Origin of the sequence: Pseudomonas sp. Irchel 3A18, assembly GCF_900187465.1 — a bacterium.
GTDB classification, from domain to species: domain Bacteria; phylum Pseudomonadota; class Gammaproteobacteria; order Pseudomonadales; family Pseudomonadaceae; genus Aquipseudomonas; species Aquipseudomonas cichorii.
The window spans coordinates 222,965-244,991 of record NZ_FYDI01000007.1 but is presented as its reverse complement, the minus strand read 5'-3'; the positions used below and the strand labels follow the sequence as shown (position 1 = coordinate 244,991).

The following is a 22,027-nucleotide window of genomic DNA, read 5'->3' as shown; positions in this document are numbered from 1 at the left end:
GCGAGCCAGTACCAACGCCTCTTCGATACCCGGCAACTGACCCAACTGGCTTTCGATTTCACCCAGTTCGATACGTACGCCACGGATCTTCACCTGATCGTCATTACGACCCAGGTACTCCAGCGTGCCATCGGCATTCCAGCGCGCCAGGTCACCCGTGCGGTACATACGCGCACCCGGCTGCTCGCTGAATGGATCGTCGAGGAAACGCTCGGCGGTCATTTCAGGACGGTTGAGGTAGCCACGGGCTACGCCATCGCCTGCCACATACAGTTCACCCGCCACGCCAAACGGCACCAGTTGCTGATGTTCGTCCAGCAGGTAAACCTGGGTGTTGGCAATTGGCTTGCCGATATCCAGGCTGCCATCGGGAAACAGCTGACCCGAGGTGGCCACAACGGTGGCTTCAGTCGGGCCGTAGTTGTTGATCACGGCAAAGCCCGGATCACGGTGGAACTGACGCAGGCGGTCGCCACCGATCAGCAAGGTGCGCAGCGTCGGGTGACGCAAATCGCGGCTGAATGCGTATTCGGCAACAGGAGTCGACAGGAAGGACACCTGCAGCGGCTGCGCCAGCCACCAGTCCAGCAGCGAATCCAGCTGTTCATTGCTGACATCCGCAGGCGGCACATGCAAGGTCGCGCCGGCACACAGCGCCGGCCAGACTTCCCAGGCCATGGCATCGAAGCCAAAACCGGCAACACTGGCGGTATGGCTGCCTGCGTGCAGATCAAAGGCTTCGCAATGCCAGTGAACCAGATTGCTCAGGGTGCGGTGCTCGACCATCACGCCTTTTGGCTGGCCGGTGGAACCGGAGGTGTAGATCACGTAGGCCAGATTGGCGGCGCTCAGACCGTGTACCAGTGGATTGTCCTGATGATCGGCCCAATCCTGACGATCCAAGGCAATCACCGGCACCGACAATGGCGGCAGACCGGCCAGCAGCGCTTGCTGAGTCAATACGGCCACCGGTGCGCTATCGCTCAACAGATAAGCGATACGCTCATCCGGATGCGCCGGGTCCACCGGCACATAACCCGCGCCCGCCTTGAGCACGGCCAGCAAACCGACCAGGGTTTCCAGCCCACGACGAGCGACCACGGCCACACGATCATCCGGGCGCACGCCCAGGCTGATCAGGTGATGGGCCAGGGCATTGGCCTTGCTATTCAGTTCGCTGTAGCTCAGGTGCTGATCGCCCACTTGCGAGGCGATGGCATCAGGTCGTTGAACAGCCTGCGCCTCGATCAAACCATGGATGGTTTGACCTTGCGGGATTTCCAGACCTGTAGCGTTGAGTGCCTCCAGCAGGTACTGACGCTCTTGCTCGCCCACCAGCGTGACTTGATCCAGCACCGTCTGTTCGTTGGCCACCAGGGCTTGCAACAGTTGCTCGAAGTAATGAACGTAACGACCCACGGTGGCTTCGTCGAACAACGCCAGCGCGTAGTCCAGCGTACCGACCAGTGTTTCGCCCTGCTCGCCCAGGTTCAGCGACAGGTCGAACTTGGACACCTGACTGGCCTGCTCGACCGGCGAGACGATCAGCCCGTCCATTGCCGGAACCGAACCTTCGCCTGCCAGCCAGTTCAAGGTGGTCTGGAACAGTGGCGCGTGAGCCAGGCTGCGTTCCGGCCGTACGATCTCCACCACCTGCTCGAATGGCAGGTCCTGATGGTCCTGGGCTTCCAGAACACGTTTCTTGACCTGTGCCAGCAAGGATTTTCCGGTTGGAGCGCCCGAGGTATCGATGCGCACGGCCAGGGTGTTGACGAACAGGCCGACCAGCCCTTCCAGTTCGGTGCGACCACGGCCTGCCATCGGGCTGCCGATCACCACATCGTTCTGTCCGGACAGGCGCGCCAGCAGCGTCGCCCAGGCCGTCATCAGCGTCATGTACAGTGTCACGCCCTGACGTTGGGCCAAGGCCCGCAGACCGCTGCTCAGATTTGCATTCAGGTGTACCGCCAGGCTACCGCCCGCGAAGTCCTGCTGAGCCGGACGTGGCCGGTCGGTGGGCAGCATCAGCAGCGTCGGTGCGCCGCCCAGTGCTTCACGCCAGTAGGTGGACTGCTGTTGCAGACGCTCGCCCGTCAGCCATTGACGCTGCCAGACGGCATAGTCGGCGTACTGGATCGCCAGTGCCGGCAAAGGATCAGCCTCACCCACACGCAAGGCCGGGTACAGAGCCAGCAGTTCGTGGGTCAGCACGCCCATGGACCAACCGTCCGCGACGATATGATGCACAGTCAGCAGCAACACGTGATTATCGTCGGCCACTTGCAGCAGGCGGCCACGAATCACCGGCCCGTGGGTCAAGTCGAAAGGTGCCGCAGCTTCTGTGCGAACCCGTTCAGCCAGGGCTTCAGGGTTATGGCGCAGGTCTTCCACCGGCAGCACGACTTCATCGGACACCGGCGCAAACAGCACTTCTGCACCGTCTTCAAGGGCGACAAAGCGGCTGCGCAGGGTTTCGTGACGCTCGATGATACGAGCCAGGGCACGGGACAGCGCAGGCACATCAAGTGCGCCCTGCAGGCTCAAGGCCATCGGGATGTTGTACGCCTCGTTGCCACCTTCCATCTGCGCCAGGAACCACAGGCGCTGCTGGGCGAAGGACAACGGCAACGACTGGTCGCGAGAGGCCGGCAGAATCTGCGCCTGTTCGGTACGTTCGATACCGGAAACGGCGGCAGCCACAGCGGCCAGTTCGCCCAGGGCAAAGAGTTCACCCAGCGGCAACTCGACACCCAGTTGCTGGCGAACCTGAGAAACCATGCGCATGGCCAGCAGGGAATGCCCGCCCAGATCGAAGAAGTGATCGTGGCGACCCACCTGCTCGACCTGCAGCACTTCGGCCCAGATCTGTGCCAGAGCGATTTCGACCTCGCCTTGTGGCGCTTCATAGGTCATGCCGAACAGCGCCGAGCGATCCGGCTTAGGCAAGGCACGGCTGTCGAGCTTGCCGTTGGCGGTCAGAGGCAGGGTTTCCAGCTCGACGAACGCCGCTGGCACCATGTATTCCGGCAGGTTGGCCTGCAAGGCCGTACGCATCTGCTCGGACGTGAGGGCTTCGGCGTCCTGATGCTGGGTGAAGTAGGCCACCAGGCGCACGCGCCCCGGCTCGTCTTCCCGGGCCAGCACCACGGCATCGCGGACACTCGGCAGCTCGTGGAGACGGCTGACGATTTCGCCCAGTTCGATGCGGAAACCGCGGATCTTGACCTGATCGTCGTTACGGCCCAGGCATTCCAGCTGGCCATCTTCCAGCCAGCGACCCAGGTCGCCGGTTCGGTACATCGTGGCACCTGGCTCATCGCTGAACGGGTCGGTGAGGAATTTCTCGGCAGTCAGGTCCGGACGGTTCAGATAACCCTGCGCCACGCCATCGCCGCCAATGTACAGCTCGCCGATAACACCCTGCGGCACCAGACGCTGATGGGCATCCAGCACATAGATGCTGGTATTGCCGATAGGTCGGCCAATCGATACCGACTCGGCACCTTCAGCCACTTCACGCACTTCGTTGGTGGTGGCAAAGGTGGTGGTTTCGGTCGGGCCATAGCCGTTTACAAGACGCGGGCCCGGCCCATGTTCCAGCATGGCGCGGAAGCTGGCCGGATCGGCACGCTCGCCGCCGGACATCAGGTAGCGCAGGCCCTTGAGTGCTTCGGGGATCAGTTGCACGTACTGGTTGAACAGCGCGGTGGTGAGGAACAGCACGCTGACAGTGCGCAAGGCATCGCTGAGGCGCGCCGGGTCGATCAGGGTCTGGTGGTCGATGATCAGCAGTTGCCCGCCGTTGAGCAAAGCGCCCCAGACTTCCATGGTGCTGGCATCGAACGCAGGGTTGGAAGCGAAGGCAACACGGTCCTGTTCGTTGAAGTCGGCAAAGCCATTGTTCAGCACCAGACGGGCAATGCCGCGATGCAGCACGCACACGCCTTTCGGTGCGCCGGTGGAACCGGAGGTGTACATGACGTACGCCACGCTGTTGGAGTTCTGCACCAGAGCCGGATCATGGGCCGGCTGATCGTCCAGAACCAACTGGTCCAGGTCGATGCGCGGGGTGGCAGAGTCAATCGACGCAGCACGCTGAGCCAGCACGAACACAGCCTTGCAGTCTTCGATCATGTAGACCTGACGCTCGGCGGGTGCATTGATGTCCAGCGGCACATAGGTTGCTGCGCACTTGCCGATGGCCAGTTGGCCGACCAGCATGTCAATGGAACGCGGCAGCAGGATGGCCACGTGATCGTTGGGCTTGACGCCCTGACCGATCAGGTAATGAGCCAGACGGTTGGCGCGTTCGTTCAGTTCGCCATAGCTCAGCGAGAGACTGCCATGCACGGTGGCCACGGCCTGAGGATGCGCGGCTGCGCGCTGCTCGAACAGGCGATGCACCGGCAATTCGCGAGGGTAATCGCGACGGGTGATATTGAAACCCACCAGCAGGCGCTGACGCTCTGCCGCTGGCAGCACCGACAACTGCTGCAGGCCGTTTTCAGGCTGCTGCTCCAGCGCCTCGACCAGATTGGCCACGGCTTCCTGTAGGTAACCGCAGACTCGCTGGGCATCGATGCCTTGTGCCGCCTGAGCGGTCAGGCTGAAGGTTTCGCCCAGATCGTCGATGCTCAGGGTCAACGGATAGTTGCTGCGCTCTTCGGCATTCAGCACGTCGATGCCTTGCCAGGCAGTACTGGCCGCCTCGTCCCTGGCCTGAGGTGCCGCGCTGTGGCGGTAATTGAGCAGCGTGCTGAACAACGGCGCGCCAGCCGGCAAGGCACTGCAACGCTGGGCAAGGGCCAGTTGTGCATGCTCGTGGGCAAGCAGGCCGGTCAGGCGGCGATGGGTGTCGAGTACCGCGTCACGTACCGGCTGGTCGCCCAGATCGATGCGCAGCGGCAAGGTGTTGATGAACACGCCAAGAGCACGCTCCACACCTTCGCCACCTTGCAGACGTCCGAGCAATACCGTGCCAAACACCACGCTGTCGCGGCCGGACAACTGGCCCAACACTTGAGCCCAGGCCAGGTGCATCAGGCTTGCGGCGCTGACACCCAGTTGCCGGGCTTGCTCGCGAACCTTGCCGCACAAGGCGACATCCAGCGGCAGTCGCGCTTCGCTCAGTTCACCCTCGCCAGCCGCCACGGGCAGGCCGTAAGGCAGGGTCGGCTCGTCGATATCGCCCAGCTGTTCGCGGAAGAAGGTTTCATGGGCTTCATCGCCCGGGCCTTGCAGGACCTGAGCGACATAGTTGCGATACGGCACCGGTGCCGCCAGCTGTGCTTCTTCATTGAGGAGCATGGCCTGCAACTCGTGGCCCAGCACCTCAAGGGCCACGTGGTCCATGACCACGTGATGGAAGCGCAGCACAGCGGAAATCCGCTGGGTGACCGGATCACGGGCATGCACCAGATGCAGCAGCGGAGCCTGGGTCAGGTCCATGCGTGGCGCGCTGGCCAGGTCTTGCAGCGGAATCTCGTCGACTTTCAGACGAGCCTCACGCCAGACCACTTGTACCGGTGCCTGTAAACCTTCCCAGAGCAGCGCGGTACGCAGGATGTCGTTACGCTCGATGACCCGCTGCAATGCGTGGCTGAACGCTTCGAGGCGTGATTCGTCAGCAAAGGCGAACTGCGGTTGCAGCAAATACGGATCGTTGTCGCCTGCAGCCAGGTGATGGTAAAGAATCCCCGCCTGCAACGGCCCCAGCGGATAGATGTCCTGCACGTTGGCTGCACCACCGGGAACGCTGGCGACGATACGGTCGATAGCGTCCTGTTCCAGCGCTACCAGAGGCAGCAGGTCCGGGGTGATGTGCTGGCAATCTGCGCCAATCCGGTTGGCTGGCACTTGCAGTTCGCTGCCGATGCTGTTGTCGGCGGAGTTGGCCAGAGCAGCCAGAGTCGGCTGGGCAAACAACACGCGGATATCCGCGGTCATGCCCAAGCGGCGCATCCGGGCAATCAGGGTCACGGCCAGCAACGAATGCCCGCCCAGCTCGAAGAAGTTGTCCTGACGACCGACTGTTTCTACATGCAGCAGCTCGGCCCAAAGTGCAGCCAGCTGTGTTTCTGTCTCGCCTTGAGGCGCTTCGTAGTTGCGGCTCAGCACGGCCTGTGCGCCCGGCTCCGGCAAGGCGGCACGGTCGAGCTTGCCGTTGGGGCTCAGGGGCAAGGTAGCCAGCGCGACATAGGCCGAAGGCACCATGTAGTCCGGCAACCCGGCCAGCACGTATTCGCGCAGGGCTTCGATGCCCGGGGTTTCCTGGCCTTCATGGCAACTGAACCAGGCCACCAGACGTTCGTTATGCAGCAGGACTGCCGCTTCACGAATGGCCGGATGGGTGGCCAGTCGTGCCTCGATCTCGCCCAGTTCGATACGAAGGCCATGCAACTTCACCTGGAAGTCATTACGCCCCAGGAACTCCAGAGTGCCGTCTGCACGCTGACGCACCAGGTCGCCACTGCGGTACAGGCGGTCACCTGCAACGAACGGGCTGTCGATGAAACGCTCGGCCTGCATGTGCGGCAAGTTCAGGTAGCCACGAGCGACACCGGCACCGCCGATGTGCAACTGGCCCACCACACCTTGAGGCACGGGCTGGTCACAGGCATCCAGTACATACAGGCGGGTATTGCTGATCGGGCGGCCGATAGGCAATGCGCTGTCTGGCACGGAGTCCTGAGGCTCCAGGGTCCAGACGCTGCAATCCACCGTGGTTTCGGTCGGGCCATAGACGTTATGCAGGCGCACGCCAGGCATGCGCTGACGCACCTGTCGGGCCAGCGCCTCGGTCAGTTCGCCACCACCGCAGACGATATCGGTCAGAGAGTTGCACTGGCTGCTTTCTTCCAGTTCCAGGAACTGTTGCAGCAAGGCCGGTACGAATTGCACCACGCTGACCTGCCGCTCGATGATCAACTGCGCCAGATAGGCCGGATCACGATGCCCGTCCGGACGCGCCAGTACCAGACGCAGACCGGCGCACAGCGGCCAGAACAGTTCCCATACCGACGCATCGAAACTGACAGGCGTCTTGTGCAGCAAGGCGCCTTCAGGGGTTGGCAGAATCAACTGCGAACTCCATTGCACCAGGTTGCACAGGCCACGGTGCTCGACCATCACACCTTTCGGCGTGCCGGTGGAGCCGGAGGTGTAGATCACGTACGCCAGATGGTCGGCGTTCAGGCCTGGCACCACCGGGTTTTCAGCGGATTGCGCTGCCCAGGTACTGGCATCCAGGTTCACCAGTTGCAGAGTGTTATCGGCAAAACGCTCCTGAGTCGCGGCATCCGCCAGCAAGGTCAGGGCCCCACTGTCGGCCAGCATGTAGGCCAGGCGCTCGGTCGGGTAGCCCGGATCCAGTGGCACGTAGGCACCACCGGCCTTGAGCACGGCCAGCAGACCGATAAGCAGGTTCGGGCCACGTTCCAGGCAGACTGCAACCCGGCTGTCAGCCTGTACGCCTTGACCGATCAGGTGATGGGCCAGACGGTTGGCGGCCTCGTTGAGCTGGCGATAGCTCAGACGAACGCCTTCGCTTTCCAGGGCCACGGCATCCGGTGTACTTGCGACTTGAGCCTCGAACAGCGCCTGCACAGGCTGATCGAGTACGAAATCCTGCTCACTGGCGTTGAGATCCACCAGCAAACGCTGACGCTCCTGGGGTTTGAGCAGTTCGGCCTGTGCCGGAACGGCCTGATCGCTGCCGACCATGCTCCACAGCAAAGGCTCCAGGTAAGACACATAACGCTCGGCAGTGGCTGCATCGAACAATGCAGTTGCGTAATCCAGGGCGCCGGCAAAACCTTCGTCGGTTTCGCCCATGCTCAGGGTCAAGTCGAACTTGGCAAAAGTCGGTTGATCGCCCAGCGGCTCCAGGCGCAGATCGCCCAGATGCAGTTCCAGCCCCTGACTGCCGTCCCAGGCCAGGGAGGTCTGGAACAGCGGGCTATGGGCCAGGCTGCGTGGTGGCCGCAAGCGCTCGACAACCTGCTCGAATGGCAGGTCCTGATGTTCCTGAGCTTCCAGCACGCGAGTCTTGATGCGAGCCAGCAGTTCAGTGACATCCGGCTCGCCCGAAGTATCGACACGCACGGCCAGGGTGTTCACGAACAGGCCGATCAGCCCTTCGACCTCGGCACGACGACGGTTGGCCACCGGCGTACCCACGACCACTTCGTCCTGACCGGACAGACGCGCCAGCAACACGGACCAGGCACCCATGAACAGCATGAACGGCGTCACGCCATGGCGCTGGCATAAAGCTTTGATTTCGGTGCTCAGGCGCGCATCGAAACGCACAGGAAGACTGACGCCGCTGTAGTCCTGACGGTCCGGACGAGGCCGGTCGGTCGGCAGGGTCAGCAAGACTGGCGCGCCGGAAAGCGCCTGATGCCAGTAATCGCCCTGGCTGCTCAGCCTTTCGCTGTCCAGCCAGTTGCGCTGCCAGACGGCGTAGTCGGCGTATTGCAAGGCCAGTGGCGGCAGCGGGTCATCGAGGCCCTGGCTGAATGCCTTGTACAGCGCGGTGAGTTCGCGGGTCAGAACACCCAGGGACCAGCCGTCAGCAACAATGTGGTGCACGGTCAGCAACAGCACATGACGATCTTCGGCCAGGCACAGCAGACGACCCCGGATCGGCAATTCATGGTTCAGGTCGAAAGCCTGTTCGGCTTCCTCCTTGACCACGGCCTGCAAGGCCTGCTCGTCCTGATCGCGCAAGTCCTGCCAGGTCAGCTCCGGAACCACGTTTTCGGGTGCGGCCTGTACCGAGGCTTCTCCGTCTTCCTGAGTGAAACGGCTGCGCAGGCTGTCGTGACGCGCAACAATGCGTTCCAGTGCGCGCCTCAATGCGCGGGTGTCCAGTTGGCCAGTCAGTTGCAGGCCCAGTGGAATGTTGTAGGCGCTGTTGGCGTCTTCCATCTGCGCCAGGAACCAGATCCGCTGCTGGGCGAAAGACAGTGGAACCGCCCCGCTGCGCGGCAGCACTTCGATGGGTGGAAGCTCATTCTTGCCGGCATTGCCCAGGCATTGCGCCACGGCAGCCAGGGCGCTGTCGGCGAACAGGTCGCCCAACGACAACTCCAGCGACAGGCGCTGACGCACCTGAGAAACCATCCGCATCGCCAGCAGGGAGTGACCGCCCAGCTCAAAGAAACGGTCATGACGCCCTACTCGCTCGACTTGCAGCAATTCGCTCCAGATCTGTGCCAGAGCGATTTCCAGCTCGCCTTCCGGCGCCTGATACTCGCCGGTGAACAGCGCATCGCGATCAGGGACAGGCAAGGCGCGGCGGTCGACCTTGCCGTTGGCCGTCAGCGGCCAGGCGTCAAGACGCACCAGCGCGCTGGGCACCATGTAGGCTGGCAACTGCTCCAGCAAGGCCGCACGCAAGTCATTCACCACCAGCGGCGTGCTATCGGCCCGCTCGGTGAAATAACCCACCAGCCGTGGCTGGCCCGGTTCGTCTTCACGAGCCAGTACCAACGCCTCTTCGATACCCGGCAACTGACCCAACTGGCTTTCGATTTCACCCAGTTCGATACGTACGCCACGGATCTTCACCTGATCGTCATTACGACCCAGGTACTCCAGCGTGCCATCGGCATTCCAGCGCGCCAGGTCACCCGTGCGGTACATACGCGCACCCGGCTGCTCGCTGAATGGATCGTCGAGGAAACGCTCGGCGGTCATTTCAGGACGGTTGAGGTAGCCACGGGCTACGCCATCGCCTGCCACATACAGTTCACCCGCCACGCCAAACGGCACCAGTTGCTGATGTTCGTCCAGCAGGTAAACCTGGGTGTTGGCAATTGGCTTGCCGATATCCAGGCTGCCATCGGGAAACAGCTGACCCGAGGTGGCCACAACGGTGGCTTCAGTCGGGCCGTAGTTGTTGATCACGGCAAAGCCCGGATCACGGTGGAACTGACGCAGGCGGTCGCCACCGATCAGCAAGGTGCGCAGCGTCGGGTGACGCAAATCGCGGCTGAAGGCGTATTCGGCAACAGGGGTCGACAGGAAGGACACCTGCAGCGGCTGCGCCAGCCACCAGTCCAGCAGCGAATCCAGCTGTTCATTGCTGACATCCGCAGGCGGCACATGCAAGGTCGCGCCGGCACACAGCGCCGGCCAGACTTCCCAGGCCATGGCATCGAAGCCAAAACCGGCAACACTGGCGGTATGGCTGCCTGCGTGCAGATCAAAGGCTTCGCAATGCCAGTGAACCAGATTGCTCAGGGTGCGGTGCTCGACCATCACGCCTTTTGGCTGGCCGGTGGAACCGGAGGTGTAGATCACGTAGGCCAGATTGGCGGCGCTCAGACCGTGTACCAGTGGATTGTCCTGATGATCGGACCAATCCTGACGATCCAAGGCAATCACCGGCACCGACAATGGCGGCAGACCGGCCAGCAACGCTTGCTGAGTCAATACGGCCACCGGTGCGCTATCGCTCAACAGATAAGCGATACGCTCATCCGGATGAGCCGGGTCCACCGGCACATAACCCGCGCCCGCCTTGAGCACGGCCAGCAAACCGACCAGTGTTTCCAGACCACGACGAGCGACCACGGCCACACGATCATCCGGGCGCACGCCCAGGCTGATCAGGTGATGGGCCAAGGCATTGGCCTTGCTATTCAGTTCGCTGTAGCTCAGGTGCTGATCGCCCACTTGCGAGGCGATGGCGTCCGGCTGGTCGAGGGCCTGACGTTCGATGCGCTGATGGATGGTCAGCACGGTTTCCTGATCGAGATGGTAGGCATTGAAGCTTTCCAGCAGCCGCTTGCGCTCATCGGCAGGCAGGATGTCTACGCGATCCACCGGCGTCTGTGGCGCTTGTTCCAGTGCCTCCAGCAAATGCTCCATGGCTCGTTCAAAATAGGCACAGGTGCGCTGCGGGTCGATGCCGTCTGTGGTTTGTGCGGTAAAGCTGAAGGCGTCGCCCAGATCGTCGACGCTCACCACCAGCGGGTAGTTGCTGCGTTCTTCGGCGTGCAGCACTTCGATGCCCTGCCAGGTTTCACCTGTGGTCTGGGCAGAGCTGTGGCGGTAGTTGAGCAAGGCGTTGAACAGTGGCGTCGGTGCGGCCACACCGCTGCAACGCTGGGCCAGAGCCAGCGGCGCATGTTCGTGGCGCATCAGGGTGGTCAGGCGCTGATGGGTGGCCTTGACTGCTGTGCGAACGTCCTGCGCATCCAGATTGATACGGATCGGCAAGGTGTTGATGAAGATACCCAAAGCACGTTCGGTCGCCTCGGCGCCCAGCAGACGCCCCATGAGTACGGTGCCGAACACCACGCGCTGGCGGCCGGTCAGGCCTGACAGCACTCGCGCCCAGCCCAGGTGGAACAGGCTGGCGACGCTGATGCCGAGGGTCCGCGCCTGATTACGCAGGCGGCGGCAGAGTTCGAGGTCCAGAGACAGGGTGTATTCGGTGATGTCGCCGCCATCACCGCTGAGGTCCTGCAGGTCGTAGGCAAGGGTCGGTTCATCGAGGTCGCCCAGCATTTCGCGGAAAAACGTTTCGTGTTCTTTCTCGCTGACGCCCAACAGGGCCTGCCCAACGTAGTTGCGGAACGGAACCGGAGTACCCAGCAGGCCGGCCTGCCCACTCAGGCAAGCCTGAATTTCATGGCGCACCACTTCCAGGGCGCTGTGGTCCATGGCGATATGGTGGAACTGCAAAGCGGCCTTCACGCCCAGGGCGTGGTCGGCCTCGTCGTAGACCAGACGAATCAGCGGTGCCTGGCCGAGATCCATGAGGGTCTGAGCTTGCGCCGACAAGGCACCGACCTTGAGTTGAGCACTGCGCCAGACAACCTGGACCGGGGTTTCCAGCCCGTCCCAATGTACCGACGTACGAAGGATGTCGTGCCGTTCGATCACTGTTTGCAGCGCCAGAGCGAATGCGTCCAGACGAGCGCGGTCGGCAAAGGCGAACTCCACGTGCATCACATAAGGATCGCCATGACTGGCGGTAACGTGGTGATAAAGAATGCCCTGCTGCAAGGGCGCCAGCGGGTAGATGTCCTGCACATTGGCCGCGCCGCCGGGGACATGCGCGACCAGGCTGTCGATAGCTTCCTGATCCAGTGACACCAGGGTCAGCATTTCAGGCGTGATGCGTGTGCAGCCAGCTGGAATGCCGTTTTCCGGCAAGGTCGGAGCACCACGTTTGGTTGCCAGATACTCGCCCTGTTCGATCAGCTCGATCAATGCCGGCTTGTGCTCGCGCAGGTGTTCCACCAGGCCCTTGTCGGTCAGTGCACGGCGATTACCCTGCACCACCAGTTGCCCATCCTTGACCGACAGATTGATGTCATTGGCCTTCAGTGTCGCCAAGAGTTCGTTGATGCTCACAGGATAATCTCCATGCTCTCTGTGATGGCTGCATAGCCGGCCAGCGTAGGTTGTTCGAACAACGCCCGGACATCGGCTTCAATGCCTTCCTGCCTCAGACGCGCGGTCAGACTGACCGCCAGGAGCGAGTGACCGCCCAGTTCAAAGAAGTTGTCGTGTCGCCCCACTCGCTCGACGCCGAGCAGTTCGGCCCAGAGTTCGGCCAGCAGGACTTCCGTCTCGCCCTCCGGTGCTTCGTAAGGACGGGTCAATACCGCGTCTGCACCCGGCGCAGGCAGAGCCTTCTGGTCCACCTTGCCGTTGGGGGTCAGGGGGAACTCATCAAGATGCACATACAGCGCAGGCACCATGTAATCCGGCAGTTGCGCCCGCAGCACTTCACGCAGGGTTTCGAGCGGCAGCAGCGTGCCGGTGTAGTAAGCCACCAGTCGCTGGCCACCCGGTTGTTCGTCGCGAGCCAGCACCACGGCCTGCTGGATACCCGGATAACGGGTCAGGCACGCCTGGATTTCACCCAGCTCGATACGCAGGCCATACAGCTTGACCTGATCGTCGTTACGGCCCAGGAAGTCGAGGTTGCCGTCCGCACGCTGAGCGACCAGGTCGCCAGTGCGATACAGACGGTCGCCAGCCACGAACGGGCTGTCGATGAAACGCTCGGCCTGGAATTGCGGCAGGTTCAGATAACCACGGGTGACGCCTGAGCCACCGATGTGCAACTGACCGATGACGCCCTGAGGCACCAGTTGGTCGTACTCGTCCAGCACATACATGCGGGTGTTGCTGATCGGTCGCCCGATAGGCAAGGCGCTGTCCGGTACAGGCTCGTGTGGCTCAAGAGTCCAGGCGCTGGAATCCACCGTGGTTTCGGTCGGGCCATAGACGTTGTGCAGACGCGCCCACGGCAGGCGTTGGCGTACACGCTCGGCCAGAGCGATGGTCAGTTCACCACCGCCGCAGACGATGTCGGTCAGTGAAGTGCACTGGCTGATTTCTTCCAGTTCGAGGAACTGCTGAAGCAAGGCCGGTACGAACTGCACTACGCTGGCCTTCTGATCGCGGATCAAGCGCATCAGGTAAGCCGGATCGCGATGGCCATCAGGACGCGCCAGCACCAGCGGCAAGCCAGCGCACAGTGGCCAGAACAGTTCCCATACCGAGGCATCGAAGCTGATGGGCGTCTTGTGCAGCAGCGCAGTTTCCGGTTTCAACGGAATAACCTGCGAACTCCAGTGAACCAGGTTGCCCACGCTACGGTGCTCGACCATCACGCCCTTCGGCGTACCGGTGGAACCGGAGGTGTAGATCACATAGGCCAGGTGGTCCGGGTTCATGCCGACGATTTGCGGATTGTCGATGCTCTGGGCGCCCCAGATGTTGTTGTCGAGGTCGACACGCAACGTGCGCTCTTCGTCCAGCAGCTTGCGGGTGGCAGTCTGGACCAGCACCACGGCCGGCGCGCTGTCTTCAAGCATGTAGTGAATGCGTTCACGCGGATAGCTCGGGTCCAGCGGCACATAGGCGGCACCGGTCTTGAGGATGGCCAGCAGACCAACCACCATGGACACGCCACGTTCGACACAGATCGCGACCCGATCATCGGTTTTCACACCCAGACCGATCAGGTGATGGGCCAGGCGATTGGCCTGTTCGTTAAGGGCCTGATAGCTCAGTTGTACGCCTTCGCCACGCAGCGCCACGGCCTGTGGTTTGCGGGCAGCCTGACTCTCGAACAGACCGTGAAGGGTGTGCTCCAGATCGTAATCGACCTCGGTCTGGTTGAAGTCGACCACCAGACGCTGACGTTCTTCGGCGTCCAGCACCGACAGGTGTTGCAACGGCAGATCGGGCTGGGACTCAAGGGCCTCGACCACGCCGGTCAATGCCTGTTGCACATAGCCGCAGATACGGCGGGCACCCACGTCAGGCGTGACAGTGACCGACAGACGCAGGCTGTCGCCCAGGTCGTCGACGTTGAGGCTCAACGGGTAGTTGGTGTTTTTCTCGCTGGCCAGGACTTCCAGGCCGCGCCACGCTTCGCGCTGGGCATCCTGCTTTGCCTGACCGGCGCTGTGACGGTAGTTGAGAATCGCGCTGAACAGCGGCAATGGCGCAGCAACACCGCTCCAGCGCTGGGCCTGAGCCAGGGAAGCATGTTCGTGACCCAGCAGCGCCGCGAGGCGAGCGTGAGTGTCACGTGCCCCTTCACGCACGCCGATATCGGCCAGATCAATGCGCAGCGGCAAGGTGTTGATGAACATGCCCATGCCACGGTCGGCACCGGCGCCGCCTTGCAGGCGACCGAGCAATACCGTGCCGAACACCACACGGTCCTTGCCGGTTGCGCTGGCCAGCACCCGGCCCCAGGCCAGGTGAAACAGGCTGGCGACGCTGACGCCCATCTGCCGGGCCTGATTGCGCAGGCGCAGGGTCAGATCATCGGGCAGTGTCTGTTGAGCTTCTTCAATGGAGCTGCCATCACCCTGAACATCGTGCAGGCCGAACGGCAGGGTCGGCTCGTCGATATCGCCCAGTTGCCCGCGGAAATACGCTTCGTGCTCCGCTTCGCTGACACCCAGGCGCGCCTGGGCCACATAGTTGCGGTAAGGCACCGAAGGCTCGACGGGTTGTGGCTCGCCGCGCAGGTGAGCAAGAATTTCCTCGCGCATCACTTGCAAGGCCGTGGCATCGACCACGATGTGATGGAACAGCAGCGTGGCCTGCAAACGCGAGCTGGCCGGATCATGGCTGTAGACCAGACGGATCAGCGGCGCCTGGCTGAGATCGATCCGTGCCGAACTGTCCTGGGTTTCGATCTGCGCCAGAGGCACTTCGTCCACCGGCAGCTCGGCATGACGCCAGACCACCTGCTGCGGAACCTCCAGTCCTTCCCAGACAATCGCGGTACGCAGGCTGTCGTGACGGGCAATGACCTTGCGCAGGCCATCGGCAACCGTGTGCAGACGCTCCAGGCTGTCAAAGCTGATGCGCAACTGCAGCAGGTACGGATCGCCCTGATCGGCGGTCAGGTAGTGATAGAGAATGCCTTCCTGCAACGGCGCCAGCGGGTAGATTTCCTGCACGTTGGCAGCACCGCCGGGGACGGTTTCGACAATTCGGTCGATGGTCGGCTGGTCGAGATGCGACAGACTCAGCATGTCCGGCGTGATTCGTGTGGCGCCTGCCGGTACGAGGTTGGCCGGTACCGTGATTTCGCGACCATTGCCAACCGAAGCGGCCAGTGCCGCCACCGTCGGCTGGCCCAGCAATACGCGCACATCGGCACTCAGACCGGCGTTGCGCATGCGCTCCACCAGGCTGACCGCCAGCAACGAGTGACCGCCCAATTCAAAGAAGTTATCGTGGCGCCCTACCCGGTCCAGCCCCAGCACCTGGGCCCAGAGTTCGGCAATGGCGACTTCCACTTCGCCTTGCGGCGCTTCGTAGACCTGAGCGGCCAGATCGGACTGATCCGGGTCTGGCAGAGCACGGCGGTCGAGCTTGCCGTGGCTGGTCAGCGGCAAGGCTTCCAGACGGATAAAGGCCAGCGGCACCATGTAGCCCGGCAGACTGGCCTGCAAGGCTTGGCGCAGTGCGTCCGTCTCCACGGGCGAGGTTTCGGTGAACCATGCCAGCAGACGTTCGCCGCGCACCAGAACCACAGCATCTTTCACGCCTGGCTGAGCAGCAAGAGCCGCTTCGATCTCACCCAGCTCGATGCGCATGCCGCGAATCTTCACCTGATCGTCGTTGCGCCCCAGATAGTCCAGGGTGCCATTGGCATTCCAGCGCACCAGGTCGCCACTGCGGTACATGCGTGCATGGGCCACGTCGCTGAACGGGTCGGCGATAAAGCGTTCTTCGGTCAGGTCCGGTCGGTTCAGGTAGCCACGGGCAACACCCGAACCACCAATGTACAGCTCGCCGCTCACACCCACCGGCACGGGCTGCAACTGCTCATCCAGGACATAAATGCTGGTGTTGGAGATCGGGCCGCCGATATGCAGCGACTCGCCCACCCGTACCTGACCCGAGGTAGCAACCACCGTGGTTTCGGTCGGGCCATAGTTGTTGATCACGGCAAAGCCCGGATCGCGGTCGAACTGGCGCAGGCGGTCGCCGCCGATCAGCAAGGTGCGCAGGGTCTGGTGTTGCTGCGGACGACGGAAAGCCTGCTCAGCCACCGGAGTCGGCAGGAAGCCCACCTGAAGTGGCTGCTCCAGCCACCAGTCGAGCAGTTCATCAACGTGCTCGTTGCCCACATGAGCCGGTGGCAGGTGTAACACGGCACCGACACAGAGCGCAGGCCAGATTTCCCAGACCATGGCGTCGAAACCGAAGCCTGCAACGCTGGCGGTATGGCTGCCGGCGCTCAGGTTGAAGGCCTGGCAGTGCCAGTGAACCAGGTTATTCAGGGTGCGGTGCTCGACCATCACGCCTTTGGGTTGCCCGGTGGAACCGGAGGTATAGATGACGTAAGCCAGGTTTTCGTGGCTCAGGCCCGCCACTTGCGGGTTGCTGCGGAACTCCTGATCCCAGGCGCCCTGGCCCAGATCCACTTGCGCCACATCACCGACCAGATCCCGGGTCGAAGCATCCACCAATACCACTCGCGGCGCGCTGTCTTCCAGCAGGTAGCTGATGCGATCGGCAGGGTAAGCCGGATCAACCGGCACATAGGCGGCACCGGCCTTGAGAATCGCCAGCAGGCCGACCAGACGGTCGGGGCTGCGGCGCAGGCACAGGGCGACCCGCTCGTCCGGCTTCACGCCAAGCCCGATCAGATGATGGGCCAGGCCGTTGGCGCGGCGGTTGAGTTCGGCGTAGCTCAAGACTTCATCGCCCTGCACCACGGCAGGCGCGTCCGGCCTGTGGAAGGCCTGGGCCTCGACCAGTGCATGCACGGTCTGGCCTTGGGGGAAGGCTTGCGCGCTGGCATTGAAGTCCACCAACACCTGGCGGCGCTCTTCGGCCTGCAGGATCGACACCCTATTGAGCGGCGCCAGCGATCCCTGCTCCAGGGACTCCACCAGTTGCGTCACAGTGTTATGCATCCAGCCGACCACACGCTCGGCACCGATACCTTCCAGTGCCAGCACATGCAGGTCGAAACTGTCACCCATGTCGTCGACGCTCAAGGTCAGCGGGTAGTTGCTGCGCACATCACCACCCAGCACACGCACACCCTGCCATGCACCTTCACCGTCAAGCGGCTTCACATTGGCGCTGTGGCGGTAGTTGAGCAAGGCGCTGAACAGCGGAGAACCCGCCGCGACGCCGCTGCAACGCTGGGCAAGCACCAGCGAGGCATGTTCATGGGCGAGCAAGGCAGACAGCCGCGAATGCACGTTCTTCACGGCTTCGCACGCGCCAGTCGTCGTATCGACCCGCAGCGGCAAGGTATTGATGAAGACACCCAGCGCCCGATCAGCCCCCTCGCCGCTCTGCATGCGACCCAGCAGCACAGTGCCGAATACCACATCGCGACGGTTGGCCAGCACGCTCAGAACCCGCGCCCAGGCCAGGTGCATCAGGCTGGCGGCGCTGACACCCTGCTGGCGAGCCTGCTCACGCAGGCGCAGGGAAAGAGCATTGTCGAGTACCAGACGGGACTCTTCGATGCCGCTGCCGTCGGTGCGCACGTCCTGCAAGCCGAAAGGCAGGGTCGGCTCATCGACGTCACCAAGCATTTCGCTGAAAAAGGTTTCGTGACGGGCGTCATCACTGCCGATGCGTACCTGAGCTACATAGTTGCGGTAAGGCACGGGTGGCGCCAGATCCACCAACTGGCCAGCCAGCAGGGCTTGCATCTCGTTGCTGACCACTTCCATGGCCGCATTGTCCAGCACCAGATGGTGGAACAACAGAATCGCCACGACCTGGTTGTTGGCCGGGTCCTGGGCATGGACCAGACGCATCAGCGGTGCCTGGGACAGTTCCAGACGATGATGACGGGCGTCGAACTGTTGCTGCAGACGTTCGATGACGCTGGCGCCTGCATCCGGGGTATCGAAGCTGACCGGTTGCACGGTCAGCTCGGCTTTGCGCCAGACCACCTGCTGCGGGCTTTCCAGTCCTTCCCAGACCACGGAAGTGCGCAGGATATCGTGACGATCAATGACTTGCTGCAACGCACCGGCCCAGGCTTGCAGACGATCCAGGCTGTCGAAAGCCAGGCGCCATTGCAGCAGGTACGGGTCGCCCTGTTCGGCAGTGATGTGATGGTAAAGAATGCCTTCCTGCAACGGTGCCAGCGGGTAGATTTCCTGCACGTTGGCGGCGCCACCTGGCACGGTGGCGACAATCCGGTCGATAGCCGACTGGTCAAGATCGGTCAGGCTCAACAGCTCTGGGGTGATCTGCGTGCAACCTGCCGGCACACGGTTGTCCGGTACAGCAATCGTTTGCGCCTCGTTGCCTTCAAAAGCCGCCAAGGCTGCTACGGTCGGTTGGGCCAGCAAGACATGCACATCAGCCTTGAGGCCGGCCTTGCGCAGACGATCCACCAGATTGATGGCCAGCAGCGAATGGCCACCCAGCTCGAAGAAATTGTCATGACGCCCGACCCGCTCCACATCCAGCACCTGCGCCCAGATGTCGGCCATGGCGACCTCAACTGGACCTTGCGGCGCTTCATAGGCCTGGCCAAGCAATGACGCAGGATCCGGGTCCGGCAAGGCACGGCGGTCGAGTTTGCCGTTGTTGGTCAGCGGCAAGGCTGCCAGATAAGTGAAGGCGCGCGGCACCATGTAACCCGGCAGACGGGCACGCAGGGCCTGACGCAAGGCTTCGGGGTCCACGACAGACGTTTCGGTGAACCAGGCCAGCAGTTGCTGATCGCGCACCAGCACCACGGCATCTTTCACGCCGGGCTGGCTGGCCAGGACCGCTTCGATCTCGCCCAGTTCGATACGCATGCCGCGAATCTTCACCTGGTCATCGTTGCGGCCCTGATAGTCCAGAGTGCCATCGCTGTTCCAGCGCACCAGGTCACCGCTGCGGTACATGCGCGCATGGGCAACGCCACTGAACGGATCGGCGAGAAAACGCTCTTCGGTGAGGTCCGGACGGTTCAAGTAACCACGGGCAACACCCGCGCCGCCGATATACAGCTCACCGGTCACGCCCACCGGCACCGGCTGTAACCGCGCATCCAGAACATAGGTGCGGGTATTGGCAATCGGGCCGCCGATATGCAGCGCGCCACCCACCAGCACTTGCCCGGAAGTCGCAACCACCGTGGTTTCGGTCGGGCCATAGTTGTTGATCACGGCAAAGCCCGGATCGCGATTGAGCTGACGCAGGCGATCACCGCCGATCAGCAGGGTACGCAGGGTCGGATGGTCTTCTTCCTGGCTGAAAGCGTACTCGGCCACCGGCGTCGGCAGAAAGCTGACGTCCAGAGGCTGGGCGCGCCACCATTGCAGCAAGGCATCGATGTCTTCGCCGCCTTCCTGAGTGGGTGCGACATGCAGGGTCGCGCCGGAGCACAGCGTCGGCCAGACTTCCCAGGCCATGGCATCGAAACCGAAACCGGCCAGGCTGGAGGCGTGTCCACCCGCACCCAGCGAAAAAGCCTCGCAGTGCCAGTCGACCAGATGAGACAACGTGCGATGCTCCACCATGACGCCTTTCGGCTGGCCGGTGGAACCCGAGGTGTAAATCACATAGACCAGATTGTCGCTGCTCAGGCTGGCGATCCGCGGGTTAGCGTGAGCACCCTGCCCCCAGTCGCTACCGTCCAGATCGATCAGCGGCAGGCTCAGTTCTGGCAGACGGTCATGCAGATTCGACTGGGTCAGCACCGCCACCGGCTGGCTGTCGCTCAACAGGTAGGACAGGCGCTCACGCGGATGCGCAGGGTCAACCGGCACATAGGCCGCACCGGCCTTGAGCACTGCCAGCATGCCCACCAGGGTTTCCAGGCCACGACGGGCAACCAGCGCAACACGATCATCCGGGCGCACGCCCAGTTCGATCAGGCGCTGGGCCAGGCCATTGGCCTTGCGGTTGAGCTGGGCGTAGGTCAGGTGTTTTCCCTGATGGACCGCCGCAACGGCATCCGGGCGAGTCTGAGCCTGATTTTCGATGCGCTTGTGGATCAGTTGTTCGCTGGCAGAGGCCGCGTCGGTCGCATTCCAGCGCTGCAATTGCTGGTGCTCGACAGGCGTCAGCAGGTCAAAGTCCTCGACCCGCAGCTCCGGATTTTCCAGGGCCTGTTCCAGCACCTGCAACAGGCGAGAGGCGATAGCCTCAGCCTCCCCGGCCTCAAACCAGGCGCGGTGATAGACCAGGTGCAGCCAGGCGTTGTCATTGAAGCTGTTGGTACGCAAATGGATGGCAAGAGGCGTCGTTTCGTAGCCGTTCGAGACTTTTACCGTCTGTGCCTGAGCCTCGCCATAGCGATATTCATGGTCTTCCTGCTCGTAGGAAACCGAAACCTCGAACAACTGACCACGCTCCTCACGGGCCACACCCAGGTTGCGATTCAACTCGCTCAGTGGAAAGCGTTGATGACGGAAGTCGCGCTTGAGTGTGTCGCGCACTTCCTTGACCAGCGAGCCAAAGTTCAGTTGCCCGTCAAAAGTCATGCACACCGCACTGACCTGAGCGAAGTGGCCCATGGTCGCCTTGAAACGCGCACCGATACGGTTGAGCAATGGCAGGCCGACCACCCAGTCTTCGCGCTGTGCGGTACGGGTGAAGTAAACGTGCAAGGCTGCCAGCAGTACATGAAACGCCGTAGAACCGTTGCTTTCAGCGAACTGCTTCATGCGCGTGTGCAGTGCTTCCGGGAAGTTCTGTACCCAGGTATGGGACGGTGCCGGATCAGTTGCACGGCGGTTGTGGTAGCGCGATACAAGCAGCGGCTCTGGCAGGTTGCTGTACTTCTCCAGCCAGTAAGCCTTGTCACGCTCGTAGCGTGGCGATTCGTGGTAACGCGCGTCTTCCTGAATGAAGTCGCGGTAGTCCGGGCCTTTGAAATCAAGACGGCTGCCTTCAGTCAGTGCGGTGTAATGCTCGCCCAGGGACTTGATCATCTGCCCGAAGCCCCAGCCATCGATAATCAGGTGATGAACTACGCAGATCATCCAGTGGTGGTCTTCCCCCAGGCGCACAAGGCAGAACCTGAACAGTGGACTGCCATCCAGCATGCAGGGGCGCTGCATATACTCAAGGGTCAGCGCGTGCGCGACGCTGACAGGGTCTGGCTGGTCGCTCAAATCATGCAAGGGCATCGGCACAGGCATCGATTCGGCATAGGTCTGCAACGGCAAGCCATCTGCCGAGGCTCCCGGCAGCAACACGGTGCGCATTCCCTCGTGGGATGCAACCATATGTTCAAGAGCGCGCTGATACGTCACCGGATCCAGGGGACCGGTGAGGTTCAGGTAGCCGCCGATGTTGTAGAGGGGAGAATCGCCACGACTGATCTGATCGAGCCAGACATCACGCTGAGCGGCGGTTAGGGGGAAGACATCGGCGGCTGACATGGTCCAGGTCCTTCTAGGCAGTTAAGCCGCGGATTCAAGCACCGCCCTGCCAAACCTGTATGTCCTAGAAAACCCCTACAATGGCGTATAGCCACCATTCAAAAAAATCTTGACAGCCGCTCTGGCCCACGCAGTTAGCTGTTTCGACCGCTCGTCACCGA

At 62.4% G+C, this 22,027-nt stretch carries 2 protein-coding genes; both read right to left on the bottom strand.

The window, feature by feature from the left end; genetic code table 11:
- A partial coding sequence (locus tag CKW23_RS16390) for a non-ribosomal peptide synthetase (protein WP_095067974.1) occupies positions 1-12,372 on the bottom strand: 12,372 nt, incomplete at its 3' end.
- Positions 12,369-21,866 carry a non-ribosomal peptide synthetase gene (locus CKW23_RS16385; protein ID WP_025260216.1) on the bottom strand — a complete coding sequence of 3,166 codons (9,498 nt, stop codon included), beginning with the start codon at positions 21,864-21,866 and terminating at the stop codon, positions 12,369-12,371. The genes CKW23_RS16385 and CKW23_RS16390, both read right to left, overlap by 4 nt.
- Between the last annotated feature and the right edge of the window lie 161 nt (positions 21,867-22,027).